This is a genomic window from Terrabacter aeriphilus, from assembly GCF_039542985.1.
In the GTDB taxonomy this organism is placed as follows: Bacteria; Actinomycetota; Actinomycetes; order Actinomycetales; family Dermatophilaceae; genus Terrabacter; species Terrabacter aeriphilus.
Window position 1 is genome coordinate 44,046 of record NZ_BAABIW010000028.1, and the last position, 23,530, is coordinate 67,575.

Consider the following 23,530-nt stretch of genomic DNA (forward strand, 5'->3'; position numbering starts at 1 on the left):
GCCCCACCCGTGCCGGGGTCACCTGCCCGTGACCCCGGCCACCAGCTCGGAGGGCAGTCCGAATGAGCACCATCGCCACCACCCCCGTCCCCCCGGCGCCGGGCCCCGACGGGCCGCCGGGAGGCGCGACCCCACGGCCCCGGCCCCCCCGGCTCCGTGTGGCCCTCGCCGTCCTCACCGTCCTCGTCGTGGCCGCCCTCGCCCTCGTGGGTGCCCGGTCGCTGCGCGGTGGTGGGGACGGCGAGCGGGCCGTGCCGCAGTCGACCGAGATGGAGACGACGCTGGGCGTGCGCTTCTCGCGGGTCGCGGTCGTCGGCGACGGCGGCCTCGTCACCCTCAGCTACGTCGTGCTCGACCTCGACAAGGCGTCGCGCTTCCAGGCCGACACCAAGCACCCGCCCGTGCTGCGCAGCGAGGCCCGCTCCGGGTCGACGCAGCGGGTGTCGATCATGCGCCAGGGCCACATCAACCGGGCCGGCGCGACGTACTACTTCGTCTACCAGAACACCGGCGGCGCCCTGCGCCCCGGCGAGGACGTGACGATCGAGACCAACGGGCTCCGCCTCGAGCACGTGCCGGTGCTGTGATGCGCGCCCGGAGGCTGCGGTCGGTCCTCGCACTCGTCGTCGCGGCACTGGCCCTCGTCGTCGGGGGTGCGGCGCCGGCGTCGGCGCACGCCTACCTCGCCTCGAGCAGCCCGGCGGACGGCACGAGCCTGCAGGACGCCCCCCGCGTCGTCGAGCTGCGCTTCACCGAGCACGTCGTGCTCGAGTCGACCGAGGTGACCATCACCGACACGGCCGGCCGGCGGTACGCGCCCCGCGCGCTGGCGCTCGCCGAGACCGACGAGGACCGCGAGGCGCCGGCGACGATCGTCGCCACCCTGCCCGCGCTACCGGTCGGCGCCTACCACGTGGCGTGGCGCACCCTCTCGAGCGACGACCTGCACCAGTCGTCGGGCCTGCTCGCCTTCGGCGTGCAGGACGAGGTCGCCGCGGCCGGTCCGAGCGAGAGCGCGCCCGACGCGCTCGAGACCGCCGGCCGCTGGGCGGTGCTCTCGGGCCTCGGCCTCGCCCTCGGCGCCCTGCTCCTCTGCGGTCGGCCGCTCGCGCGCACGCCCGACCCCCGCACCCGGGCGCGGCTGCGCGCCCGGCTGTGGAGCCTCGCGCGGACGGGGGCCGCGCTCGCCGCGTCGGCGGCGCTGCTCGTCACCGTGCTCGACCTCGCCCGCTTCGGCACGAGCGCCTTCACGACGGGGTATGCCGTCCGCTGGCTCGGGCGCGAGGCCGCCCTCGTCATCGTGGTGGCGGCCCTGGCGACGCGCGCCCCTGCAGCCTGGTCCGCGGCGAGGCGGGAACGCCTCGCGCTGGCCGCCGGGCTGCTCGCCGCGCTCCTCACGGTCGCCCTCGGCCACGTCGGCCTGCGTGGCGGCGCCACCTGGGCGCTGGCCGCCACGGCCCACCTCGCCGCGGCCTCCGCGTGGATGGGCGCCGTCGCCTGCCTCGCGCTGCTCGTGCTGCGCCACCGCCGTGAGGGCCGGCCGGCCGGCGAGCTCGCGCCGCTCCTGACCGGCTTCCGCGTGCCGGCCGTCGTCGCGGTCGTCGTCGTGGCGGTCAGCGGCGTCTACCTCGCGAGCGACATCGTCGTCTCCGTCGACGCCGTGCTGCTCACCGGCTACGGCCGCATCCTGCTCGCCAAGCTCGCGGTCGCCGCCCTCGTCGGGGTGCTCGCGCTGCGCACGACGCGCGCCGTGCACGACCGGAGGGCTGGGGGTGCCCCGGGGGCGACCCTGTCGAGCGGCACCGCCGTCGCCGACGTCGACTCGGATGCCGCCCCCGACGCCGAGGCCGTGTCGCCGGCCGTGCGGCCCCGGGTCGTGGTCGAGGCGGTGGGCCTCTCGTTCGTCGTCGTGCTCGGCGCGCTGCTCGCGAGCGGCCAGCCGGCCGTGTCGCCCCGGCTCGTCGTCGCCGACCCGCCGAGCCTCATCGACGACCGGCCCGTCGCCGACCTCCAGCAGACCGTCGTGCTGCGACCGAACCGGCCGGGCGCGAGCGTCGCGGTCGTCGACGTGCTCGACACGCGCCGCCCCTCGCCCGGGCCCGTCACCGGGGTCACCGTCAGCGTCGGGTCCACACCGGCGCCGGCAGCCCCGGTCACCCGCGGTCGGTGGGCGGCGGGCGTGACGCTGCCCGCGCAGGGCCCGCTCGACGTGCGCGTCGCCGTGCACCGCCGAGGACTTCCCGACGTCGTCAGCACGATCCGGTGGGTCGTGGGGCCGGATGCCGTCGACGCCCGGGTGCTCGTGTCGAAGGCCCCCCTGGCCGGGCCGCTCACCGCCCTCGCGGTGCTGCTGGCGCTCGCCGCCGTCGCCGGGGCCTTCCTCGTCCGCCGGCGCTCGGGCCGTCCGCACGGCCGCTCCGGTTCCCGTCCCCGCGTCGGACGGCCTTCGCGCCCGGGAGGCCCCGGTCGCGGGTGGCGCTCCCGACCCGCGCCGCGCAGGGGCCCGCCTCCGGAGCCGGCCCACCCGGGTGGCCCCGACGACGCCCGGGTTCTCAGCTCGCGACCCGACTGACGTTCTCCTACCGTCTCGGTGGGAAAGGATCGAAGTCTGGACCCCCTTGGGATCGGATAAGGCACGGTTATACATTCGATTACATGACCGTCACCGTCACCTCGAGCCCGGACGCCCCCCCGGCGACCCGTCCGCCCCGCCCGGGCCGCTCCAACGGGCAGTGGAAGGTCGACGGCGCCGAGCCGCTCAACGCCAACGAGGTGTGGAAGCAGCAGGAGGGCGGCCTCGGCGTCCGCGAGCGCATCGAGCAGGTCTACGCCAAGGAGGGTTTCGGCTCCATCCCGCCGGAGGACCTCTCCGGGCGCTTCCGCTGGTGGGGGCTCTACACGCAGCGCCGTCCCGGGATCGACGGCGGGCGCACGGCCCAGCTCGACGACACGGAGCTGTCCGACGAGTACTTCATGCTCCGGGTTCGTCTCGACGGCGGCGCGATCAGCCTCGCGCAGCTGCGCGTCCTCGCCGACATCAGCCACGAGTTCGCGCGCGGCACGGCCGACATCAGCGACCGGCAGAACATCCAGTACCACTGGATCCGCGTCGAGGACGTGCCGGAGATCTGGCGGCGTCTCGAGGCCGTCGGCCTGCAGACGACCGAGGCCTGCGGCGACACCCCGCGCGTCATCCTCGGCAGCCCGCTCGCCGGCGTCGCGCAGGACGAGATCATCGACCCGACGCCGGTCATCGACGAGATCCTCGGGCTCTACGTCGGCGACCCCGAGCTGGCCAACCTGCCCCGCAAGTTCAAGTCGGCCATCACCGGTCACCCGAGCCTCGACGTCGTCCACGAGATCAACGACATCTCCCTCGTCGGCGTCGTGCACCCGCAGCTCGGCGCCGGCTACGACCTCTGGGTCGGCGGCGGCCTCTCCACGAGCCCTCGGCTCGCCGAGCGCGTCGGCGTCTTCGTGCGGCCCGAGGAGGCGGCCGAGGTCTGGCACGGCGTCATCCGGATCTTCCGCGACTACGGCTACCGCCGGCTGCGCAACAAGGCCCGCCTCAAGTTCCTGCTCGCCGAGTGGGGCCCCGAGAAGTTCCGCCAGGTGCTCCAGGACGAGTACCTCGGCCGTGAGCTGCCCGACGGGCCCCCGCCCGCCCGGGCCACCGGCCCCGGCGACCACGTCGGCGTCCACCTGCAGAAGGACGGGAACCGCTACATCGGTGCGGCCCCGGTCGTCGGGCGCATCAGCGGTGATGTCCTGACCGGCCTCGCCGACCTCATGGCCCACGTCGGCTCCGACCGGCTGCGCCTCACCCCGCACCAGAAGCTCGTCGTGCTCGACGTGCCGGGCCGCTTCGTCCGCGGCGCCGTGACCCGCCTGGAGAAGCTCGGGCTCAGCACCGCCCCGAGCCCGTTCCGGCGGCACACGATGGCGTGCACCGGCATCGAGTTCTGCAAGCTCGCCATCGTCGAGACGAAGGCCACGGCGGCGACGACGATCGCGGCCCTCGAGCAGCGACTCGCCGACGTCACCGAGCAGCTCGACACCCCGATCAGCCTCAACGTCAACGGCTGCCCCAACTCGTGCGCGCGCATCCAGACGGCCGACATCGGCCTCAAGGGCCAGCTCGTCACGATCGAGGGCGAGCAGGTGCCCGGCTTCCAGGTGCACCTCGGCGGCGGGCTCGCGTCCGTCGACCGTGACGAGGCCGGCCTGGGCCGCACCGTCCGCGGCCTCAAGGTGACGGCCGACGACCTGCCCGACTACGTCGAGCGCGTCGTGCGCACCTTCCTCGACCAGCGCGAGCCGGCCGAGACCTTCTCCGCATGGACGCGTCGAGCCGACGAAGGAGCCCTCCTGTGACCGCAGTCCACCTCGCCACCCCCACCGTGCCCCACCGTCGGCGCCCCGAGTCCGAGCTCAGGGCGCTCGTCGACGAGTTCGACGCGACCCTGGGTGCCGACCCCGAGCGCGAGCCCACCGCCGACGAGGTCGCGGCCTGGGCGGCCTTCCACTTCGGCGGCACGCTCGCCGTGGCCTGCTCGATGGCCGACGCCGTGCTGCCCCACGTCGTCTCGCGCTTCGCGCCCGGCGTCGACGTGCTCTTCCTCGACACCGGCTACCACTTCTCCGACACGCTCGTGACGCGCGACATCGTCGCGGAGGACCTGCCGATCACCCTCGTCAACGTGCTGCCCGAGCTGACCGTCGCCGAGCAGGACGCGGCATACGGCCCGCGCCTGCACGACCGCGACCCCGCGCTCTGCTGCCAGATGCGCAAGGTCGAGCCCCTGGCTCGCACGCTCGGTGCCTACGAGGCGTGGGTGACGGGCGTGCGCCGCGAGGAGGCCGTGACCCGTGCCGAGACGCCCCTCGTCTCCTGGGACGAGAAGAACGGCCTCGTCAAGATCAACCCGATCGCCGCCTGGACCTTCGACGACGTCATCACCTACGCCGAGGAGAACCGCGTCGAGGTCAACTCGCTGCTCTCCGACGGCTACCCCTCCATCGGCTGCGAGCCGTGCACCCGCCGGGTCGCTCCCGGTGAGGACCCCCGTGCCGGTCGCTGGGCCGGCTTCGCCAAGACCGAGTGCGGACTCCACACATGACGACGACCGTGAACTCCCCTGCAGCCCGGACGACCCCGCCGAGTGAGCTCGGCGTCGCGCCGGACGCGTCAGCCCACCGGCCCGGGGCGGAGGACCGTCGGCTGAGCCAGCTCGACGCCCTCGAGGCCGAGGCGATGCTCGTCATCCGTGAGATGGCCGGCGAGCTCGAGCGGCCCGCGCTGCTCTTCAGCGGCGGCAAGGACTCGGTCGTCATGCTCCACCTCGCGGCCAAGGCGTTCTGGCCGGCGCCGATCCCCTTCCCGGTGCTCCACGTCGACACCGGGCACAACTTCCCCGAGGTGATCGCCTACCGCGACGAGACCGTCGAGCGGCTCGGCCTGCGCCTCGTCGTCGCGAGCGTGCAGGACTACATCGACGACGGGCGGCTGCGCGAGCGCGCCGACGGCACGCGCAACCCGCTCCAGACGATGCCGCTGCTCGACGCCATCGCCGAGCACCGGTTCGACGGCCTCTTCGGTGGCGGCCGCCGCGACGAGGAGAAGGCGCGCGCCAAGGAGCGCATCGTCAGCCTCCGCGACGAGTTCGGCCAGTGGGACCCGAAGAACCAGCGCCCCGAGCTGTGGAACCTCTTCAACCCCAGGCACCGCCCCGGCGAGCACGTGCGCGTCTTCCCGATCAGCAACTGGACCGAGGTCGACATCTGGCGCTACGTCGAGCGGGAGGACATCCCCCTCGCGCCGCTCTACTACGCCCACGAGCGCGAGGTCTTCCAGCGCGACGGCATGTGGCTCGCGGTCGGGCCGGTCAGCCGGCCACGCGACGACGAGACCGTCGAGACCCGCCTCGTGCGCTACCGCACCGTCGGCGACATGTCGTGCACCGGAGCCGTCGAGTCACCGGCCCGCAGCAACGCCGAGATCGTCGTCGAGGTGGCCGCCTCGACCCTGACCGAGCGCGGCGCGACCCGCGCCGACGACCGGATCTCCGAGGCCGCCATGGAGGACCGCAAGAAGGAAGGCTATTTCTGATGTCGACCACCGCTCCGGTCCTCGACCCGGCCGCCGTCGCCGGGGCCGCCCGCGGCACGCTGCTCCGTCTCGCGACCGCCGGCTCCGTCGACGACGGCAAGTCGACGCTCGTCGGTCGCCTGCTCCACGACACGAAGTCCGTGCTCTCCGACCAGCTCGCAGCCGTCGAGCGGGTCTCCCGTGACCGCGGGCTCACGGCGGCCGACCTCGCCCTGCTCACCGACGGCCTGCGCGCCGAGCGCGAGCAGGGCATCACCATCGACGTCGCCTACCGCTACTTCGCGACCGCGACCCGCTCCTTCGTCCTCGCCGACTGCCCCGGCCACGTGCAGTACACCCGCAACACGGTCACCGGCAGCTCGACGGCCGACGTCGTCGTGCTCCTCGTCGACGCCCGCAAGGGCGTGCTCGAGCAGACCCGCCGCCACCTCGCCGTCACGGCGCTGCTGCGGGTGCCGCACGTCGTCGTCGCGGTCAACAAGATCGACCTCGTCGACTTCTCGCAGGAGGCCTACGAGCGGGTCGAGGCCGAGGTGCAGGCCGTGGCGCGCGAGCTCGGCGTCGTCGACGCGACGACGATCCCCGTCAGCGCCCTCGACGGCGACAACGTCGCCGAGCGCTCGGTGCGCACGCCGTGGTACTCCGGTCCCAGCCTGCTCGAGCTGCTCGAGGGCCTGCCGCCGTCGGACGACCCGGCGAACGAGGCGTTCCGGCTGCCGGTCCAGCTCGTCATCCGCCCCCAGGGTGCGGCTCGCGACGCGGCGCACGTCGACTACCGGGGGTATGCCGGCCAGGTGGCCTCGGGCGTCGTGCGGGTGGGTGACGAGGTCGTCGCGCTCCCCTCGGGCCGGCGCACGACCGTCACCGGCATCGACCTCGGATCCCGTTCTCTCGACGAGGCGTTCGCGCCCCAGTCGGTGACGCTGCGGCTCGCCGACGAGATCGACATCTCGCGGGGCGACGTCATCTCCGCAGCGGCGTCGGCCCCGGAGCCGACGCAGGACATCGCGGCGGTCGTCTGCTGGCTCGGCGACGCGCCGTTGCGGCCCGGGCAGCGCCTGCTGCTCAAGCACGGCTCGCGCACCGTGCAGACCGCGGTCCGTTCGCTCGACGGCGCCCTCGACCTCGACGGACTTCACGCCGTCGCAGCAGAGTCGTTGGTGCTCAACGACATCGGGCTCGTGACGCTGCGCCTCGCCTCGCCCCTGCCCGTGGAGAACTACTCGGCCTCGCGGCGTGGCGGCTCGTTCCTGCTCATCGACGCGCACGACGGGCGCACCGTCGCCGCCGGCATGGTCGGGGCCACCCTCCCGACCGCCGCGGGCGCCCCGACCCGGCCCGAGGGGGACGAGGAGTGGGAGATCTGAGCCCCCGAGGCGCCCTGCCCCTCGTCCTCGACCTCACGGGGCGGCTCGTCGTCGCCGTCGGTGGCGGTCCCGTCTCCGCCCGTCGCGTGCACGGCTTCGTCGACGAGGGCGCGCGCGTGCGCCTCGTCGCCCCCTGGGTCTGCGAGGACCTCCGCGACCTCGTCCGCGCCGGCCGCGTCGAGTGGCTGGAGCGTGACTACGCCGGCTCGGCCGACCTCGACGGCGCGTGGCTCGTGCACACCGCCACCGGCGAGCGCAGCATCGACCGCGAGGTGGCCGCCGACGCCGAGGCCCAGCGCACGTGGTGCATCGACGCCACCGACGCCGCCACCACGACCGCGAGCACGACCGCCCGCGCCGACGTCACGACGCCCGCTGGTCGGGTCACCGTCGCGACGTATGCCGCCGGCGACCCCGGGCTGTCCGTGGCGGTGCGTGACGGGGTGGAGCGGGCCCTCACGTCCGGTGCCGTCGACCTGCGTCGCACGCGCCCCGCCGCCGGCTGGGTGGCCCTCGTCGGGGGTGGCCCGGGTAGTGACGGCCTCCTCACGGCCCGGGGCCACGAGCTGCTCGCGTCCGCCGACGTCGTCGTCGTCGACCGGCTGGCTCCGCGGGCGGTCGTCGACCGGCTGCCCGCCTCGGTGCGCGTCATCGACGTCGGCAAGACGCCGGGGCACCACCCGGTGCCGCAGTCGCGGATCAACGACATCCTCGTCGAGGAGGCGCAACGCGGGCTCGGCGTCGTCCGGCTCAAGGGCGGCGACCCCTACGTGCTCGGCCGCGGGGGCGAGGAGCGGCTGGCGTGCGAGGCACACGGCATCCGGGTCGAGGTGGTGCCCGGTGTCACGAGCGCCGTCTCGGTGCCGGCGGCCGCCGGCATCCCCGTGACGCACCGGGGGGTGGCGCGCGGCTTCACCGTCGTGACCGGGCACGAGGACGTGCCGGCGCTGCCGACGGGCGGCGACCACACGCTCGTGCTCCTCATGGGCGTCACCGCGCTCGCGCGCACGACGCAGCTGCTCGTCGAGCACGGCCGCGCGCCCGACTGCCCCGTGGCCGTCGTGGAGCGGGGCTTCGCGCCCGACCAGCGCACGACGGTGGGCACGCTCGAGACCATCGCGGCCGTCGCGGCCGAGCGGGGGGTGCGGGCACCGGCGGTCGTCGTCGTGGGCGACGTCGTGCGCCTCGGACCCGACTGGGCCGGCGACTGACCCCGGCTCGCAGCTCCGGGTCGCGGGCGCCGGGGCCCGCTCAGGCCAGCGCCGCGAGCTGGGCCTCGACGACCCGCGCCAGCTCCGGCCAGCGCACCGCCTCCGCCCGGCCGCCGAGGGCGGCCACGACGACGGTGCTGCCGGCCGCGCACCACAGCGTCAGCGTGCGGCAGTGCTCCCCGTCGAGCACGAACGGCTGCTCGGCGGCCTCGGCGCGCGTCGTGCCGGCGACCTCGGGCGCCACCGCGGCGCGCAGCTCGCCGACGTCCGTGAGCCCCTTGCTGCGTGGCATGGTGCGGGGCAGTGCGCGCAGCTCGGCCAGCCCCGCGCGCGCGTCGTCCTCGGACGCGAAGGGGATGACCTGCACGAAGAGATCGGCGCGGCCGACCTCCTGGTAGGCGCGCACGCTCGTCACCGACCGGGCCGCCCGGGCCCGCTCGACCACCTCGCTCGTGCTGCCGCTCGCGCCGGTGCGGTACGTGCGTCCGCCACGGGTGAGCCACGGGCCGCCGGGCACGTCGCCGGCCGCGAGGCAGGCGTTGCGCGAGCCGATCGACTTCAGCTGCGCGAGCATGATCCGTCCGACGTTGGTCACGGGTTCACCCTAGGGCGCGCTCGCCCGGCGTCAGCGCACCGCCGCGAGCACGCGGTCGATGCGCGGCAGGGTGACGGGGTCGTCGGGGATCTCGCGGAACCAGGCCGCGAGGCGCTCGCGCTCGGAGGCGCTGCCCGCCCCGACCCAGCGCGAGCAGGCGAGCTGGCCGATGTGCGCCTGCTCGGCGACGAGCATCGTGAAGTGGCCGCGCCGCCGCACCCGCCCGGGGCCGCCGGCGTCGACGTAGGCGGTGTTGAGGCGCCGGGCGCGCGCCGGGTCGTCGTCGCCGAACTCGAAGAGGACCATGGCGAGCTCCTGGCTGGGGTCGGCGGGCCCGAGGTTCTCGAAGTCGAGCACGCACACCCGGCCGTCGGTCGTGGCGAGCACGTTGTCGGCCCAGAGGTCGCGGTGGCACACGATGGGTGAGGCGTGCGGCTCGAGCACCGACTCGACGGCCACGAGGTCGTCGACGAGGGCGCCGAGCTCGTCGGCGAAGGGCGCGCCCTCGGCGGCCACCCGGGCGTGCAGCTCGCGCCAGCGCTCCTCGCCGAATCCGGTCGAGAACCAGTTGTCGACCGGCTCGTCGCTCGGTCGCCCGGCCCGGTGCAGGCCGGCGAGGGCGCGACCCACGGCCACCGGGTCGAGGCGGCGCGTCGGGGGCCGCAGGTCGACCCACTCGAAGACGCGCACGGCCGTGCCCTCGACGACGGTCGCGACGGCGCCGTCCGCCGTGCGCACGACGGTGGGCGTCAGCACGCCCTGCGCCCGGGCGGCGTCGCTGAGGTCGGCGTCGCGGGTGGCCGTGTCGAGGTCCGGCCCGGCGAACCACTCCTTGACGGCATGGCTGCCCGCGTCGGTCTCGAGGCGCCAGACCTGGCCGAGCTGGCCCCGGGCGGCGGGGCCCGTGAGGCGTGCGGGCCCGGGCAGCCCGTAGGCGCGGGCGACGGCCCCGGCTGCGTCGGCGGTGAGCACGAGCGGCCCCGTGCCTCAGGCCGCCGCGCTCACGGCAGCGCCCGACCGGGTGCCCCCTGACACGTCGCTCATGCCGTCAACGTACCCCGGACGACAGGGGTTCTCGGGGTCAGTGGCGGGTCAGTGACGGGTCAGTCGCGGGCGGCCGCCCGCTGGTCGTCGTCGAAGGCGATGAGCTGGGCGGCCTGCGCCATCGAGGCGCCGCCCGCGACCGCCGAGCGGGTGCGGCCGACGTTGCGCGACGTGGCGGCCATCGCGGCGGCCACCCGGCCCCGGCTGTAGGTCATCGAGTGGGCGGCGGACACCCCGATGCTGGAGCCGACCTCGATGGCGTCCTGGTCGGCGCCCATGTAGAGGAACTGCCAGCCGTAGTCGGTGGTCTGGCGCTCGATCATCGCCCTGACCTGGGCGTGCGTCAGCTCGCGCGACGCGTTCTCGTGGCCGTCGGTCATGATCCCGACGATGACGACGCCCGGCCGCTGCTCCTCGGGGAGGGCGGCGAGCCGGGCGCCCGCCTCCCCGACGAGTCGGCCGATCGAGTCGAGCAGCGCGGTGCTCCCTCGCGGCTGCAGCTGCAGCGGCGGCACGTCCTCCACCGGCCGGTCGCGGTAGACCTCCTCGTAGTGGTCGTCGAACTGCGCGAGAGTGACGACGCAGCGGCCCGGCTGGCTGCGCTGCTCGGCCACGAACGCGTCGAAGCCGCCCTCGGTGTCGCCCTTGATCGAGTGCATCGAGCCGCTGCGGTCGAGCAGGACGTAGAGGTGGGTGAGGGTCGGGTCGGTCATGGCGTGCCTCCTGCGCTGGGTCGCCGGGCGCGGAAGCGCATCGGCGCGGGTGGGTCGGTCGGCGCCGGCGCCGGCGCCGGGCGGTGCCGCCCCTGCTCGAGGTCGTAGCGCGCGCGCTCGACCCCGGTCGCGGTCACGCGTCCGGCCTCGGTGCCGTAGGCGGCGAGCAGCCTCGTGCGCGCCAGGCGCGGCCCCACGGCGTTCTCGGAGAGCCCGGCGAGGGCGCCCGTCGTGCGGATGGTGCCGCCGTCGGCGACGAGCGCCGCCGCCATGGCCTCGTCGATCGCCGCGGTCAGGTGCTCCTGCGCGCGGCGCAGCAGCGGCAGGGCCTCACGCGGCCGCGTCGGGTCCGAGGCGGCGAGCGCCGTCGCGGCCGCCTCGATCGAGGTCCGCACGGCCTCGACGGACGCGCCCGCGTCAAGACCTCGGGGGTCGGTCGGCGTGGCGGTCTGGTTCGGTCCTGCGTCGTCCTGCATCGGTCGAGCGTGCCGCATCAACTGCGGCAGCGCAATACCTGCGCCACCGATCCGTCCCCCGGCGCACGAGTGCCCAGCCCCCGACGGGGGCTGGGCACTCGGTGGTGGTGTCGTCAGGCGAAGGGGATGAAGGCGATCGGGTTGGTCGTCGGCTGGTCGGAGCCGCTGGGAGCCGGCTCGATCGTGACGCCGGCACCCTTGGCGTGGCTCGCGTCACCGGCGAGCAGCACCACCTGGTCACCGCCGCCCGGCATGAGGCCTGCCGAGGTCATGTGACCGGTCGGGTCCTGGAGCCACATCTGCAGCACCTTGTCAGCCGGCGGGTTCGTGATGCCGGACGTGACGAGGACGGCCTGGCGGAGCGAGCTCGAGCGGACGACGGTCGCCGTGCCGCCACCGGCCAGCCGCTGCTCGGTGCGCGTCGCGTCGGGGGCGGCGAGCACCTGGTCGGCGAGGGCCTTGGACGGCGAGGAACCGACCTGGCGCCAGATCGAGAACCCGCTGACCGCGAGCACCGCGACGGTGGCCGCCGCGACGAGCACGCGCCACCCGCGGGAGAAGCCGCGGGAGCTGCCGCGGGAGCTGCTGCGTGCCCGGCGGTGGTCGTCGAGCGGGGCGACGGTCGCGGGGGCGGTCGGGCCCTGCGGTGCGCCCTCGGAGGGCGCGGCCGTGCGGGTGCCGGGGATGCGGTCGATCGGCGCCGGCCCGGCGGGCGGGGCCGTCGGGGACTGGTCCACCGGTGCGAGGTCGGCCTCGTCGCCCGTGGCGGGCTCGGGCACCGACAGCGGGGGCAGCGGGCGGACGTTCGCGATGTCGGCCAGCACCCTGGCGCGCAGCGACGGCGGCGGCGCCACCTCCGTCAGCACCGACAGCTGCACGGCTGCGGCGACGAGGCTCTCGACCTCGGCGCGGCAGGCGGAGCAGCCGGTGAGGTGGCGCTCGAAGCGGGCCCGCTCGACGTCGTCGAGGGCGTCCACCGCGTACGCACCGGAGAGAGCGTGGATGTCCTCGCTCACAGTGTCACCCCCAGCGTGTCTCGTAGTCTGATCAATCCGTCACGGATGCGTGTCTTGGCCGTTCCCAGGGGCAGGTCGAGCATCGTCGCCACCTCGGTGTGGGTGTAGCCGGAGAGGTAGGCCAGCTCGAGGGCCTGCCGTTGTGCTTGCGTCAGCGTCGCCAGGGCCAGATGAACCCGCTCCGCATCCAGCCGTTCGACGACGGCCTCCGACGTGGAGTCATGGCTGACGTCCTGGTGGCTGGTGCCGTAACCGACGTCGCGGTTGCGGGCTGCCTCCGCCGACCGCACGCGGTCGACGGCCTTGCGGTGGGCGATCGTCAGCATCCACGACAACGCCCCGCCCTTGGCGGGGTCGAAGCGGGCGCTGTGCCGCCAGATCTCGAGGAAGACCTCCTGCGTGACCTCCTCGGACTGGGCCGGGTCGCGCACGACCCGCCTGACCAGTCCGAAGAGGCGGGCGGAGACGGCGTCGTAGAGCTCGGCGAAGGCCGACTCGTCACCGGTCGCCGACCGGTGGAGCAGCTGCTCGAGCGACGCAGGGCGGGGGGCGCCCTCCGGCGAGTCGTCGCCGGAGGGAACCACCGAGAACCGTGACATGCGGTCCATTGTGTCGCCCCTCGCCCTCTCGTGCGTCACCCAGGTGTTGAACGGTCCTGCTGAGCCGTGATCAGTCGGGGACCGATCAGGGCATCAGGACCCCGTCGATGATGTAGACGGTCGCGTTGGCGGTCGGGACGTTGCCACAGATGACCTTGGCGTCCATCTTGCCGACGGTGAAGTCCTCGCCCGAGCCCTTGACCGTGATGGTCGTGCCGGCGAGCGTCTTGTGGTCACCCGCGAGCTGGTCCGGCGAGAGCTTGCCGGCCACGACGTGGTTCGTGAGGATCTTCGTGAGGGTCGGCTTGTCGGCGAGGACCTTCTTGAGGTCGGCGGCCGGGATCTTGGCGAAGGCGTCGTTGACCGGCGCGAACACGGTGATCTCGGGGGCCGAGTTGAGGGTGTCGACGAGGCCGGCCTGCTTGACGGCGGTGACGAGCGTCGAGAGCAGCGGGTTGGCGCTCGCGGCGGTCGCGACGGGCTCGGTCGCCATGCCGTTGAACGAGCCGGCGCCATCCTTCGGCACGGCCGCGCAGCCGGCGCCGAAGACGGCCGATGAGGCGTCCATCGACTCCGAGGAGGTCATCGTGTCGGAGGGGGTGTCCATCGGGGCGGAGCTCGTCATCGAGTCGGACGACGTGGCGGCCGGGGTGTTGCCGGCGCCGGCGGAGGCGGTGTCGTTCGAGCTGCCACAGGCGGCGAGGCTCAGCGGGAGGGCGATCGCGAGGGCAACGAGGCCGGTGCGGGTCTTCAGGGTCTTCATGTCAGTCACTCCTTGGGTGGCTGGGTGGTGCACGGTCATGTGGGATTCGGTGCCTGTGCGGAACCGGATTGGCTTGTCGGAGAACTTTTTTCGGGCGAGTTTCGGGGCAGGGCTCACTCGACGGTCACGACGACCTCCTGGATGCCGCTCGAGCCGCTCGGGAACGGCGTCGCGCGCTCGGTGAGCTGCGCGCGTCCTTCGTTGTCGAAGGCGCGCACGGCGAGGCGGTGCAGGCCGGGCTTCGCGTCCCACGGCAGGTACCACTGGCGCCAGTAGTCGACGTTGACGGCGGGGCCGAGCTTCGTCTCCTGCCAGGGGCCGTCGTCGATCTTGACCTCGACCTTGCCGACGCCCCGGTGCTGCGCCCACGCCACCCCACCGATGGCGATGGAGCCGGCCTTGACGGTCGAGAGCGGTGCGGGGGTGTCGATGCGGGCGCTCGTCTTGATGGGGGCGTCGGTCGCCCACTGGCGCTTGGTCCAGTAGGCCTGCTCGGCGGCATACGTCGTCAGGGTCAGCTTGGTCAGCCACTTCGTGGCACCGACGAAGCCGTAGAGGCCGGGCGTGATGAGGCGCGCCGGGAAGCCGTGGGTGTCGGTCAGCTGCGCCCCGTTCATGCCGACGGCGATCATCGCGTCGCGACCGTCGCGGACGACCTCGAGCGGGGTGCTGATGGTGAAGCCGTCGACCGCGGTGCTGAGCAGCTGGTCGGGCGACCCCTTGACGCCGGCACGGTCGAGCACGTCGGTCAGGCGCACGCCGAGCCAGCGGGCCGCGCCGACGTAGCCGCCGCCGACCTCGTTCGAGACGCACGTCATCGTGATGTCGCGCTCGATCATCGGCATCGCGAGCAGCTCCTGCAGGGTCATCGAGAAGGGCTTCTCGACCATGCCGTCGATCTCGAGCGTCCAGCTGTCGGCGTCGACCTGGGGCACGACGAGGTTGGTGTCGACGCGGTAGAACTTCGCGGTCGGGGTGCGCAGCGGCGAGATGCCGGGCACCTGGCCGGCCAGGTCCGTGGGCAGTGCCTTGGCGGCGTCCGCGGGCTTCGGCAGCACGATCCTCTTGAGCGACCGGGCGCCCGCACGCAGCTGGCCACCGGCGGCGGCGAGCGCGGAGAGCGCCGTGACGCCCAGGGCGGCGCCGACGAAGCCGCGGCGGCTCGTGCCGGTCGTCCGGGGCGCACCGTCCGCCGTGTCCACCTCGTCGGGGGCGTCGGCCGGGCGCGACGGCACGGCCACGCGCCGCACCAGCAGCACGAGCACCGCGACGCCGACCGCCATCGCGGCGAGCGCCGGCACCGCTTCGCGCACGCCGGCCGTGGGGCGGCTGAGGGCGGCCGCCCCGGCGAGCCCGGTCAGCAGCACGATGAAGCCGATGCCGAGGGCGAGCCGGCGGCGCGCGAGCAGCCCGGCCAGGGCGGACAGTGCGAGGGTCACGACGAGCACGGACCCCTGCAGGATGAGCTTGTCGTTGGTGCCGAAGCGCGCGATCGCCCACTCCTTGACCGGTGTCGGGGTGAGGTCGATGACCGTCGACCCGATGGCGAGCACCGGAGAGGAGGCGGGGTCGAGGAAGCCGGCGATGAGGTGGCCGGCGGCGATGCCGGCCACGGCGGCGAGGATCCCGCTGAGGGCGTGTCGGAGGCGGATCATGCCCGGTGGTTCGTCGCCGGACCCGTTCCGGATGTGTGCCGGCGGATCGGCAACGCTGGACACGACCCTTGCCAACGGGGGGTGCGCCCCCGACAGTGGTCGTGTGTCGCCGAGCCCCTGCCCCGCTGCCCACCTGTCGGTGGCATGACGTCCGACGTCTCCACGCGCCCGACCGGTCGGCGCAGCCCTGCGCGGGCCGACGTCCCGCGGCCGGGCGCCGACGACCCGCGACACCTCGCCCGCACCCTCGCCGACACCGACGCCCTCCTCGGTGAGGTGTGCGACCGGCTCGTCGAGGACTGGCGGGCCCGCTCGCCCGAGCCCGCCGACGTCATCGCCCCCGACCTGCCGGAGCTGCTGCGCGACTGGCTGCTGCCGGCCACGGGCAAGCGGCTCCGGCCGGTCATGTGCCACTGGGGCTGGGTGGCCGCGCGGGGCCCTGAGCGCGGCGGGAGCGGCGGCCGCGACGAGCTCGTCGCGCTCTGCGCGGCGCTCGAGCTCGTGCACCTCTTCGCGCTCGTGCACGACGACGTCATGGACCGGTCGGACTCACGGCGCGGCCGCCCGACGACCCACGTCGAGGCGGCCCGGGCGCACGTGCGGGCCGACGCGCTCGGCGACCCGGAGCTGTTCGGCGACAGCGTCGCCATCCTCTACGGGGACCTCGCGCTGACGGAGGCGTGGCACCTCGCCGCCTCGTGCAGCCCACCCCTGCGCCGCGCCTGGGCCGACATGCTGCGCGAGCTGGTGCAGGGCCAGCTGCTCGACGTGACCGGCGCCGCGGCCCGCCGCCGCGACCTCGAGCGGGCCCGCCTCGTGGCGATGCTCAAGTCGGGCGCCTACACCGTGCAGCGACCGCTGTGCCTCGGCGCGCTCGCCGCCGGAGCCGGCTCCACCTCCGTCCCCTCGCCCGAGCGCGAGCCCGGGCGTGACCCCGAGCCCGCGCCCCCGGGCGCGCTCGAGGCCCTCGACGACTACGGCCGCCACGTCGGCGAGGCCTTCGCCCTGCGCGACGACATCCTCGGCATCTGGGGCGACCCCGCGCGCACGGGCAAGCCCGTCGGCGACGACCTGCTCTCCGGCAAGCCGACGGTGCTGCTCGCCGAGGCGCAGCGCGCCCTGCCCGCCGACCTCGTCGCGCGCCACCTCGGCCCGCACGCCACCGTGACCCCCGAGGCCGTGCCCCTGCTCCAGGAGGCGATGCGTGAGGCCGGGGTGCTCGAGCGCACCGAGCGGCGCATCGCCTCGGAGGTCGACCTCGCGTGCGCGGCCCTCGCGCGCGCCGACCTCGACCCGGGCGCCGTCGACGAGCTCGTCGCGCTCGCGCGGGCGATCGGCTGGCGCGACTCATGAGTGTCGTCGTCATCGGGGCGGGCCTCTCGGGCCTCGCGGCCGCGTGCCACCTCGTCGGCCGGGGTCACGACGTCACCCTCGTCGAGCGCCACGACGCCCCCGGCGGGCGCGGCCTGCGCCTGCAGCGGGACGGCTTCACCTTCGACACCGGTCCGACCGTCATGACGATGCCCGACCTCGTCGGCGAGGCGCTCGCGGCCGCGGGCACCTCGCTCCACGACGCGCTCCCGATGCGCCTGCTCGACCCCGCCTACCGCGCGCGCTTCGACGACGGCAGCCAGATCATGGTGCGCCACGGCGTCGAGGCCATGCGCCAGGAGATCGCCGACACGTGCGGCAGCGTCGACGCCGCGGCCTTCGTCGACTTCGTCGACTGGCTGCGGCGCCTCTACCGCGTCGAGATGCCGCACTTCATCGACGCCAACTTCGACAGCCCGCTCGACCTCGCGCGCTCGCCGCGCGCGGCCGCCCGGCTCGTGCGCCTCGGCGGCTTCCGGCGCCTCGGGCCGGTCATCCGCGAGTGGTTCCGCGACGAGCGCCTGCACCGGCTCTTCTCCTTCCAGGCCCTGTATGCCGGCCTGTCGCCCGAGAGCGCGCTCGCCCTCTACGCCGTCATCACCTACATGGACAGCATCGAGGGCGTCTGGTGGCCCGAGGGCGGCATGGACGCCGTGCCGGCCGCGCTCGCGACCGCGGCCGCCAAGGCCGGCGCGGACCTGCGGTTCGGCGAGACGGTGACCCGGCTCGTGCTCGACCGGCGCGGGGCCGTGGCCGGCGTCGAGCTCGAGTCGGGTGAGCGGCTGCGGGCCGACGCCGTCGTCTGCACGCTCGACCTGCCCACCGCGTACGAGCACCTGCTGCCGCAGCTCACGGCGCCGCGCGTCGTGCGCACCGGCACGTACTCGCCCTCGGCCGTGGTCTGGCACGTCGGCGCGACGGGCACGCCCGAGCCGGGCACGAGCCACCACAACATCCACTTCGGCTCCGACTGGGACGGCGCCTTCCGCGCGCTCATCGACGACCAGCGGCTCATGCCCGACCCTTCGCGGCTCGTCACGGTGCCGACCCTGAGCGACCCGACGCTCGCCCCCGCGGGCAGCTCGGTGCTCTACGTGCTCGAGCCCGTGCCCAACCTCGACGGCCGCGTCGACTGGGCGCGCGAGCGGGGGCCGATGCGCGAGCGGCTGCACGCCTTCCTCGGGGCGAACGGCTACCCGACCGACGTCGTGGCCGAGGAGCTCGTGACGCCCCTGGAGTGGGAGCGCCTCGGCATGCACCGCGGCACGCCCTTCGCCCTCGCCCACACCTTCCGCCAGACCGGCCCGTTTCGCCCCGGCAACCTCGACCGCCGCGTGCCGGGCCTCGTCTTCGCGGGCTCGGGCACCGTGCCGGGGGTCGGGGTGCCGATGGTGCTCGTCAGCGGCAAGCTCGCGGCCGACCGGGTCGACGCCTACCTGCCGGGACGTGGGGGCGCGGCAGGTGCGGCGGGCCGGGCGCGCGGGGGCCGGCGATGACGGCCGCCGCGACCGCCGACGCGCTGCTCACCGAGGGCTACCGGCGCTGCGCCCGGATCACCCGCGAGCACGGCACCACCTACTACTGGGGCACGCTCCTGCTGCCCCCCGAGCGCCGCCGGCACGTGTATGCCGTCTACGCCCTCTGCCGCCTCGCCGACGACATCGTCGACGACGCCGGCGCCACCACCCCCGACCGGGCGGCGGCGACGGCGCAGCGGCTCCGCGGGCTCCAGGACGACTTCGGCGAGGTGGTGGCCGGTGCCCCGACGGCCGACCCCGTGCTCGCCGCGATCGGGCACAGCGTGCGCGCGTGCGCGATCCCCGACGAGTGCTTCGAACGCTTCTTCGGTGCCATGGCCCTCGACCTCACCCAGTCGACCTACGAGACGTGGGACGACCTGCTGGCCTACATGGACGGGTCGGCGGCCGTCATCGGCGAGATGATGCTGCCCGTCCTGCGGCCGCGCTCGGCCGAGGCGCTCGCCCCGGCCCGCTCGCTCGGGCTTGCATTCCAGCTGACGAACTTCCTGCGCGACGTCGGCGAGGACCTCGACCGCGGCCGCGTCTACGTGCCGCAGGCGGACCTCCGCCGCTACGGCGCCGACCCGCACGCGCGCACCGTGACCCCGCAGTGGCGCGAGCTGATGCGCTTCGAGCTCGAGCGCAACCGCGCCCTCTACGACGAGGCGGACGCCGGCATACCGCTGCTCCCGGGGGCGTCGGCGCGGTGCGTCGGGGCGGCGCGCACGCTCTACTCCCGCATCCTCGAGCGCATCGAGGCCCGCGACTACGACGTGTGGAGCGGCCGGGCGCGGGTGCCGACGTGGCGCAAGGCGGCCCTCTCGGCGCGCGTGCTCGTGCTCGGCCCCGGCCACCCCGGGGAGGCGACCGCATGACGTACCTCCACTCCGGTCCGCAGCCGCCGCGCCGCCGCAGCCCCAACCCGCTGCGCCGGCTGCCGGAGGTGCCCCGCGACCGGCTCGCCGGCACGTGGCGCGAGGCACGGCCGGGCCGCATCCGGCGGTCGTTCGACGACGCCCGGGGGCGAGACGCCGGCGGCTGGCACGTCGTGGGCGCCTCGACCGACGTCGGCGCGGACCGCTCGGTCGTGCGCACCGTCGGGGGCCGCGAGGTCGTGCTGTGGCGCGGCGCCGACGGCGACCTGCTCGCGGGGCCGGGCACGTGCCCGCACCTCGGCGCGCTGCTCGACGACTGCGAGGTCATGCACGGCGCGGTGTTCTGCCGCTGGCACGGGCTCGCGCTCGAGCCGGGCGCGCGCCGCGACTGGCTCACCTTCCCCGCCCTCGACGACGGCGTGCTGCTCTGGGTCCGGCTGCCCACCGAGGGCGAGGAGCCCACCGACGCGCCCGCGCTCCCGGTGCGGCCGCCGGGCGCGGCGTCGTTCGCCACGGTCGTGACCCTGCGCGGCACGTGCGAGCCGAGCGACGTCGTCGCGAACCGCCTCGACCCCTGGCACGGCACGTGGTACCACCCCTACGCCTTCAGCCACCTCACCGTCGACGACGCCGCGTCCACCGACGACCGGCTCGTCGTCGACGTCGCCTTCCGGGTGACGCGCAGGTATGCCGTGCCGGTGCGGGCCACGTTCAGCTGCCCCGACTCCCGCACCATCGTCATGACGATCGTCGAGGGCGAGGGGACCGGCAGCGTCGTCGAGACGCACGCCACGCTCGTCGGCCACGACCGGCACGGCCGGCCGACGACCGTCGTCACCGAGGCGACGATCGCGCACTCGGACCGGCGCGGCTTCGCGGTGGCGCGCGCCCTCTCGCCGCTGCTGCGGCCGGCCGTCGCGTCGACGGCGCGCCGGCTCTGGGTCGACGACCTCGCCTACGCCGAGCGGCGCTGGCTGCTGCGCGACCGTGGCGAGACCGTCGGCTACTGACGCGCCCCGACGGGAGTCGCGGGGGTCCCAGGCGTGCCCGCACCGAGCAGGCCGCGCAGCGCGTGGGCGACGGCCCGTCCGCGACCCTCCAGGGGCACGGTCCAGAGGTCGTGGCCCGGCAGCCCGCGGCGCGCGAGCAGGGCGTTCGCGGCGAGCCAGCCGGTGGTCGCGGCGCGCTCCATGAGGGCGACGGGCAGCGCGCAGCGGATGCCGTCGCCGGCGAGCACGACCCGGGGGTCGGGGGTCGTGACGCCCGGGCGCCCGGCCCACGGGTCGGTGCCCGCGAGCGGGCAGTCCTGCGAGAGCAGCCACTCCTCGTGGAGCACGCCGGCGCCGGCCAGCTCGGGGTGCAGGACGTGGAGCTGGTGGCGCAGCTCGTCACGGAGCGAGCGCTCGTCGGTGCCGGGGGTGACGGCATACGCGTGCAGCTCGACGACGCAACCGCCCGAGGACCGCGACCACGCGGCGGCCCCGGCCTCCATCCGGTCGACGAACGTGACATTGTCGAGCGGGCCGTGGCCGCTCGTGCCGAGGAAGAGCGGACTGCCCGCTGCGGCAGGGCGGTCCAGCCAGAGGCGCCACACCGCGAAGGGTGGGGCGGTGCGCTGGGCGGCGACCGACGCGCGCCACGCCGGCTCGCCGAGCCAGGGTGCGTCGGCGACGAGGCGCTGGAGCGTCGCGCGGTCGGTGGCGAGCACGACGTCGTCGACGACGAGCGAGCCGCCGTCGTCGAGCCCGGCCCGGATGCCGTCCGGCGTGCTCTCGAGCCCCGTCACCGACGTGCCGGTGCGCAGCTCGACGCCGAGCCGGCCGAGGTGGGCCGCGAGCGGGCGCCACAGGGCGGTGTCGTAGTCGTCGTCGGGCACGTCGAAGAGCAGCCCCTCGGCGGAGCCGGTGAAGTAGGTGTGGAACATCGCGACGAGCTCGGCGCCGGAGAAGTCGCGCGGGTCGGCGAAGAAGCTGCGGGCGAAGACCTCGAGGGCGAGGTGACGCGCCTGCTCGGGGAAGCGCAGCCGGTCGAGCACCTCGGCGGCGCTCACGCCGTCGAGCTCCGACCAGATGTCGGGGAAGCGCACGTCGAGCAGGCCGAGGGCCGCGCCGACGTCGACCCGCCGCAGGGCCGAGAGCGGGAAGCTCGGGCTGCGCGCGACGAAGGCGGCGATCGAGAGCGGCGGGGTGCGCGGGATGCCGGCGAACGAGTCGGTCGGGCCGCCGGCGAGCGTGAGCGGGTAGTCGGGCACCGCCACCAGCCGCTCGAGCCCGGGGTCGGCGCGGCGCAGCAGCGCGCGCAGGTTGTAGTACTGGCGGAAGAAGGCGTGGAAGCCGCGGCTCATCGTCACGCCGGACGGAGCGGCGGGCTCGGTGGGGTCCGGACCCGTGGGCGTGACCGGCCACGAACGCACGCGCCCACCGAGGGTCGCCTCGCGCTCGACGAGCACGACGTCGACGCCGCGCTCCGCGAGGCCGGTCGCGGCGGTGAGGCCCGCGATGCCGCCGCCCACGACGAGCGCCCGGCCGGACTCGCCGGGGCGGGCCTCGGGTCCGGGTGCCGGGGTGGCGGGGTGGCGCACGGCGCGGGGGTCGAGCCCCGGCCGCCAGCTCACGGGGCGCGCCCGACGACCCGGTGCACCTGGCCGCGCTGCCAGCCGCCCACCGGCACGGTGCGCACCTGCTCGAAGCCGGCCCGGCGCAGGCGCTGCTCGAGCTCGGCGGTGGAGTCCATCCGCAGCACGCTGCGCCAGAGGTAGCGGTAGAGGCCGGTGCGGCGCGAGGTGAGCCAGCCGAGCGGGATGATGACGCCCCAGCAGACGAGGGTCCACACGAGCGTGGAGACCGGCCGGCCGCGCACCGAGTAGTCGTGCACGACGAGCACCCCACCGGGGCGCAGCTCCTGGCGGATCGAGCGCAGCACCGCGTCGCGGTCGGGCACGTTGCGCACGAGGTAGGCCGCGAGCACGCCGTCGAGGCCGCCGGCTCGCCGAGCGGGCCCGAGCTCCGGCTGGTCGGCGAGCGCCTCGGCCCGGCCCTGCGCGAACGAGACGCCGTCGGGCCAGCGCTTGGTGCGGGCGCTCGCGAGCATGCCCGCCGAGCCGTCGACGCCCAGCACGAGGGGACGGGCTGCGCCGTCCTCGTCGCCGGCGAGGGCGGCCCGCACGAGCGCGGCGGTCGACGCGCCGGAGCCGCAACCGAGGTCGAGGTAGTGCCGGGGCAGCTCGGGCCCTGCGGGGTCGGTGGGTCCGGGGGGTTCGGGCGGGTCGGTGCCGGCGGTCGACGCGCGGACGGCGTCGACGAGCAGCGTCGCCGAGGAGCGCAGCTGGCGGTGGTAGCCGGGGCTCAGTCCCACCATGAGGTCGTAGCGGTCCGCGACGTCGTCGAAGGCCTCGGGCACGGCCTCCCTGGCCGGCTGGGTGTCGGTCACGGGTGCTCCTGGGGCAGGGGTTCGGGGCGGTCCGCGTCGCCGTGGCCCGTCTGGCGCGCCGCGCGCCGCCGGCGCGCGCGCTCGAAGAGGACGATGACGCTCGCCACCATGGCGAAGCCGAAGAGGTAGTCCTCGATCGGCACGTCCCACGGCCAGCGCACGCCGAGGAAGTGCTCGGGCGCGTAGAGCACGATCGGGGCGGAGAGCTTGGTCAGCCAGCCGTCGACGAGCACCTGGAAGGCGAAGACGATCGTCATGCTGAGCCAGAACTGCAGGGTGCGGAAGACCCCCGTGCCCGACCACCGCTCGAGCCCGACGGTGGCGAGCACGGCGAGCACCGCGAGCACGGTGTACTCAGGCATCGCCGACCCGCTCGTGCGTCGCGGCGCCGCCGGAGTCGGCGCGGGGGACGCCGGACCGGTGGCGCAGGCGGCGCACCCGGGCGAGCACCTGCCCGACCGCGCCGTAGGTGAGCAGCCCGCAGATCGGCACGACGACGAAGAAGACGAGCTCCTCGACCGGCATCGAGCCCGGCAGCTGCAGGCCGGTGACGTAGGCCGGGTTGTAGCTCCAGTGCCCACGGTGGATGCCGAGCAGGTCCCACGCCGAGAAGAGCACGACGACGGGCAGCAGGGCGGTCAGCAGCAGCCCGGGACGGCGGTAGACGCGAGCACCGAGCACGAACTCGAGCGGCAGGGTCACGGCGAGGCAGGCCAGCATGAGGAGCAGGTACTGGAAGCGATCCACCGCGTTGGTCCTCCGCTGGTCACCGGGGCCGGGCCTGTCG

General features: G+C 75.1%; 23 protein-coding genes. 11 read left to right on the forward strand and 12 right to left on the reverse strand.

The genetic code is table 11. The features are described from left to right. Nucleotides 1-62: 62 nt before the first annotated feature. From ABD979_RS18725 to cobA, 7 genes are all read left to right on the forward strand, one after another. Nucleotides 63-587: a hypothetical protein gene (locus ABD979_RS18725; RefSeq protein ID WP_345509036.1), complete on the forward strand. Its 525-nt coding sequence runs from the start codon at nt 63-65 to the stop codon at nt 585-587. Beyond that, nucleotides 587-2,572, forward strand: coding sequence for a copper resistance CopC family protein (locus ABD979_RS18730; RefSeq protein ID WP_345509037.1), 1,986 nt, complete (start codon nt 587-589; stop codon nt 2,570-2,572). Before ABD979_RS18725 ends, ABD979_RS18730 begins: the two co-directional genes overlap by 1 nt. Nucleotides 2,573-2,655: 83 nt before the next feature. Further along, complete coding sequence (locus ABD979_RS18735; RefSeq protein ID WP_345509038.1) at nt 2,656-4,374, forward strand: nitrite/sulfite reductase; 1,719 nt, start codon at nt 2,656-2,658, stop codon at nt 4,372-4,374. Further along, nucleotides 4,371-5,120, forward strand: coding sequence for a phosphoadenylyl-sulfate reductase (locus ABD979_RS18740; protein ID WP_345509039.1), 750 nt, complete (start codon nt 4,371-4,373; stop codon nt 5,118-5,120). Before ABD979_RS18735 ends, ABD979_RS18740 begins: the two co-directional genes overlap by 4 nt. Continuing rightward, entirely contained in the window at nt 5,117-6,109 is a 993-nt protein-coding gene (cysD, locus tag ABD979_RS18745; protein ID WP_345509040.1) for a sulfate adenylyltransferase subunit CysD, read from the forward strand. The genes ABD979_RS18740 and cysD overlap by 4 nt, the downstream gene beginning before the upstream one ends. Beyond that, the gene (locus ABD979_RS18750; RefSeq protein WP_345509041.1) at nt 6,109-7,476 is read left to right on the forward strand and encodes a sulfate adenylyltransferase subunit 1; all 1,368 of its coding nucleotides are present in this window, start codon (nt 6,109-6,111) and stop codon (nt 7,474-7,476) included. The genes cysD and ABD979_RS18750 overlap by 1 nt, the downstream gene beginning before the upstream one ends. After that, a complete protein-coding gene (cobA, locus tag ABD979_RS18755) occupies nt 7,464-8,687 on the forward strand; it encodes a uroporphyrinogen-III C-methyltransferase (protein WP_345509042.1) in 1,224 nt (407 codons plus the stop codon). The genes ABD979_RS18750 and cobA overlap by 13 nt, the downstream gene beginning before the upstream one ends. Before the next feature lie 40 nt (nt 8,688-8,727). Here the strand turns inward: cobA and ABD979_RS18760 are convergent, their stop codons facing one another. The 8 genes from ABD979_RS18760 to ABD979_RS18795 form a co-directional block, all read right to left on the reverse strand. After that, a complete protein-coding gene (locus tag ABD979_RS18760; RefSeq protein ID WP_345509043.1) occupies nt 8,728-9,282 on the reverse strand; it encodes a hypothetical protein in 555 nt (184 codons plus the stop codon). Nucleotides 9,283-9,312: 30 nt separating this feature from the next. After that, the gene (locus tag ABD979_RS18765; protein WP_345509044.1) at nt 9,313-10,254 is read right to left on the reverse strand and encodes a phosphotransferase enzyme family protein; all 942 of its coding nucleotides are present in this window, start codon (nt 10,252-10,254) and stop codon (nt 9,313-9,315) included. Nucleotides 10,255-10,385: 131 nt separating this feature from the next. Continuing rightward, the gene (locus tag ABD979_RS18770; RefSeq protein ID WP_345509045.1) at nt 10,386-11,039 is read right to left on the reverse strand and encodes a VWA domain-containing protein; all 654 of its coding nucleotides are present in this window, start codon (nt 11,037-11,039) and stop codon (nt 10,386-10,388) included. Beyond that, nucleotides 11,036-11,515, reverse strand: a complete 480-nt coding sequence (locus ABD979_RS18775) for a hypothetical protein (RefSeq protein WP_345509046.1) — start codon at nt 11,513-11,515, stop codon at nt 11,036-11,038. Before ABD979_RS18775 ends, ABD979_RS18770 begins: the two co-directional genes overlap by 4 nt. Nucleotides 11,516-11,628: 113 nt before the next feature. Then, entirely contained in the window at nt 11,629-12,531 is a 903-nt protein-coding gene (locus ABD979_RS18780; RefSeq protein ID WP_345509047.1) for an anti-sigma factor, read from the reverse strand. Next, on the reverse strand, nt 12,528-13,130 hold the full coding sequence (gene sigK / locus ABD979_RS18785; protein ID WP_345509048.1) for an ECF RNA polymerase sigma factor SigK: 603 nt from the start codon (nt 13,128-13,130) through the stop codon (nt 12,528-12,530). The genes ABD979_RS18780 and sigK overlap by 4 nt, the downstream gene beginning before the upstream one ends. Nucleotides 13,131-13,215: 85 nt before the next feature. Beyond that, on the reverse strand, nt 13,216-13,893 hold the full coding sequence (locus ABD979_RS18790) for a fasciclin domain-containing protein (RefSeq protein WP_345509049.1): 678 nt from the start codon (nt 13,891-13,893) through the stop codon (nt 13,216-13,218). A gap of 113 nt (nt 13,894-14,006) precedes the next feature. Beyond that, a complete protein-coding gene (locus tag ABD979_RS18795) occupies nt 14,007-15,548 on the reverse strand; it encodes a molybdopterin-dependent oxidoreductase (protein ID WP_345509050.1) in 1,542 nt (513 codons plus the stop codon). Nucleotides 15,549-15,692: 144 nt separating this feature from the next. On the opposite strand from ABD979_RS18795, the gene ABD979_RS18800 reads away from it, so the two are divergent. The 4 genes from ABD979_RS18800 to ABD979_RS18815 are packed head-to-tail and all read left to right on the forward strand — an operon-like array spanning nt 15,693 to nt 20,324. Further along, nucleotides 15,693-16,901, forward strand: coding sequence for a polyprenyl synthetase family protein (locus ABD979_RS18800; RefSeq protein WP_345509051.1), 1,209 nt, complete (start codon nt 15,693-15,695; stop codon nt 16,899-16,901). Beyond that, nucleotides 16,898-18,415, forward strand: coding sequence for a phytoene desaturase family protein (gene crtI / locus ABD979_RS18805; protein WP_345509052.1), 1,518 nt, complete (start codon nt 16,898-16,900; stop codon nt 18,413-18,415). The genes ABD979_RS18800 and crtI overlap by 4 nt, the downstream gene beginning before the upstream one ends. Next, a complete protein-coding gene (locus tag ABD979_RS18810; protein WP_345509053.1) occupies nt 18,412-19,314 on the forward strand; it encodes a phytoene/squalene synthase family protein in 903 nt (300 codons plus the stop codon). The genes crtI and ABD979_RS18810 overlap by 4 nt, the downstream gene beginning before the upstream one ends. Next, nucleotides 19,311-20,324: a Rieske (2Fe-2S) protein gene (locus ABD979_RS18815; protein WP_345509054.1), complete on the forward strand. Its 1,014-nt coding sequence runs from the start codon at nt 19,311-19,313 to the stop codon at nt 20,322-20,324. The genes ABD979_RS18810 and ABD979_RS18815 overlap by 4 nt, the downstream gene beginning before the upstream one ends. On the opposite strand, the gene ABD979_RS18820 is transcribed toward ABD979_RS18815, so the two are convergent. The 4 genes from ABD979_RS18820 to ABD979_RS18835 are packed head-to-tail and all read right to left on the reverse strand — an operon-like array spanning nt 20,318 to nt 23,490. Then, nucleotides 20,318-21,928, reverse strand: coding sequence for an FAD-dependent oxidoreductase (locus ABD979_RS18820; protein ID WP_345509055.1), 1,611 nt, complete (start codon nt 21,926-21,928; stop codon nt 20,318-20,320). The genes ABD979_RS18815 and ABD979_RS18820 overlap by 7 nt on opposite strands. After that, the gene (locus ABD979_RS18825) at nt 21,925-22,743 is read right to left on the reverse strand and encodes a class I SAM-dependent methyltransferase (RefSeq protein ID WP_345509056.1); all 819 of its coding nucleotides are present in this window, start codon (nt 22,741-22,743) and stop codon (nt 21,925-21,927) included. Before ABD979_RS18825 ends, ABD979_RS18820 begins: the two co-directional genes overlap by 4 nt. Beyond that, on the reverse strand, nt 22,740-23,105 hold the full coding sequence (locus ABD979_RS18830) for a lycopene cyclase domain-containing protein (protein ID WP_345509057.1): 366 nt from the start codon (nt 23,103-23,105) through the stop codon (nt 22,740-22,742). The genes ABD979_RS18825 and ABD979_RS18830 overlap by 4 nt, the downstream gene beginning before the upstream one ends. Further along, nucleotides 23,098-23,490, reverse strand: a complete 393-nt coding sequence (locus ABD979_RS18835; RefSeq protein ID WP_345509058.1) for a lycopene cyclase domain-containing protein — start codon at nt 23,488-23,490, stop codon at nt 23,098-23,100. Before ABD979_RS18835 ends, ABD979_RS18830 begins: the two co-directional genes overlap by 8 nt. Nucleotides 23,491-23,530: the final 40 nt, after the last annotated feature.

Coding starts and splice junctions, on each gene's coding strand:
- crtI (WP_345509052.1), top strand. CDS start 16,898: ATGAGTGTCGTCGTCATCGGGGCGGGCCTCTCGGGCCTCGCGGCCGCG.
- ABD979_RS18800 (WP_345509051.1), top strand. CDS start 15,693: ATGACGTCCGACGTCTCCACGCGCCCGACCGGTCGGCGCAGCCCTGCG.
- sigK (WP_345509048.1), bottom strand. CDS start 13,130: ATGTCACGGTTCTCGGTGGTTCCCTCCGGCGACGACTCGCCGGAGGGC.
- ABD979_RS18830 (WP_345509057.1), bottom strand. CDS start 23,105: ATGCCTGAGTACACCGTGCTCGCGGTGCTCGCCGTGCTCGCCACCGTC.
- ABD979_RS18810 (WP_345509053.1), top strand. CDS start 18,412: ATGACGGCCGCCGCGACCGCCGACGCGCTGCTCACCGAGGGCTACCGG.
- ABD979_RS18725 (WP_345509036.1), top strand. CDS start 63: ATGAGCACCATCGCCACCACCCCCGTCCCCCCGGCGCCGGGCCCCGAC.
- ABD979_RS18735 (WP_345509038.1), top strand. CDS start 2,656: ATGACCGTCACCGTCACCTCGAGCCCGGACGCCCCCCCGGCGACCCGT.
- ABD979_RS18730 (WP_345509037.1), top strand. CDS start 587: ATGCGCGCCCGGAGGCTGCGGTCGGTCCTCGCACTCGTCGTCGCGGCA.
- ABD979_RS18775 (WP_345509046.1), bottom strand. CDS start 11,515: ATGCAGGACGACGCAGGACCGAACCAGACCGCCACGCCGACCGACCCC.
- ABD979_RS18795 (WP_345509050.1), bottom strand. CDS start 15,548: ATGATCCGCCTCCGACACGCCCTCAGCGGGATCCTCGCCGCCGTGGCC.
- ABD979_RS18790 (WP_345509049.1), bottom strand. CDS start 13,893: ATGAAGACCCTGAAGACCCGCACCGGCCTCGTTGCCCTCGCGATCGCC.
- cysD (WP_345509040.1), top strand. CDS start 5,117: ATGACGACGACCGTGAACTCCCCTGCAGCCCGGACGACCCCGCCGAGT.
- ABD979_RS18770 (WP_345509045.1), bottom strand. CDS start 11,039: ATGACCGACCCGACCCTCACCCACCTCTACGTCCTGCTCGACCGCAGC.
- ABD979_RS18750 (WP_345509041.1), top strand. CDS start 6,109: ATGTCGACCACCGCTCCGGTCCTCGACCCGGCCGCCGTCGCCGGGGCC.
- ABD979_RS18815 (WP_345509054.1), top strand. CDS start 19,311: ATGACGTACCTCCACTCCGGTCCGCAGCCGCCGCGCCGCCGCAGCCCC.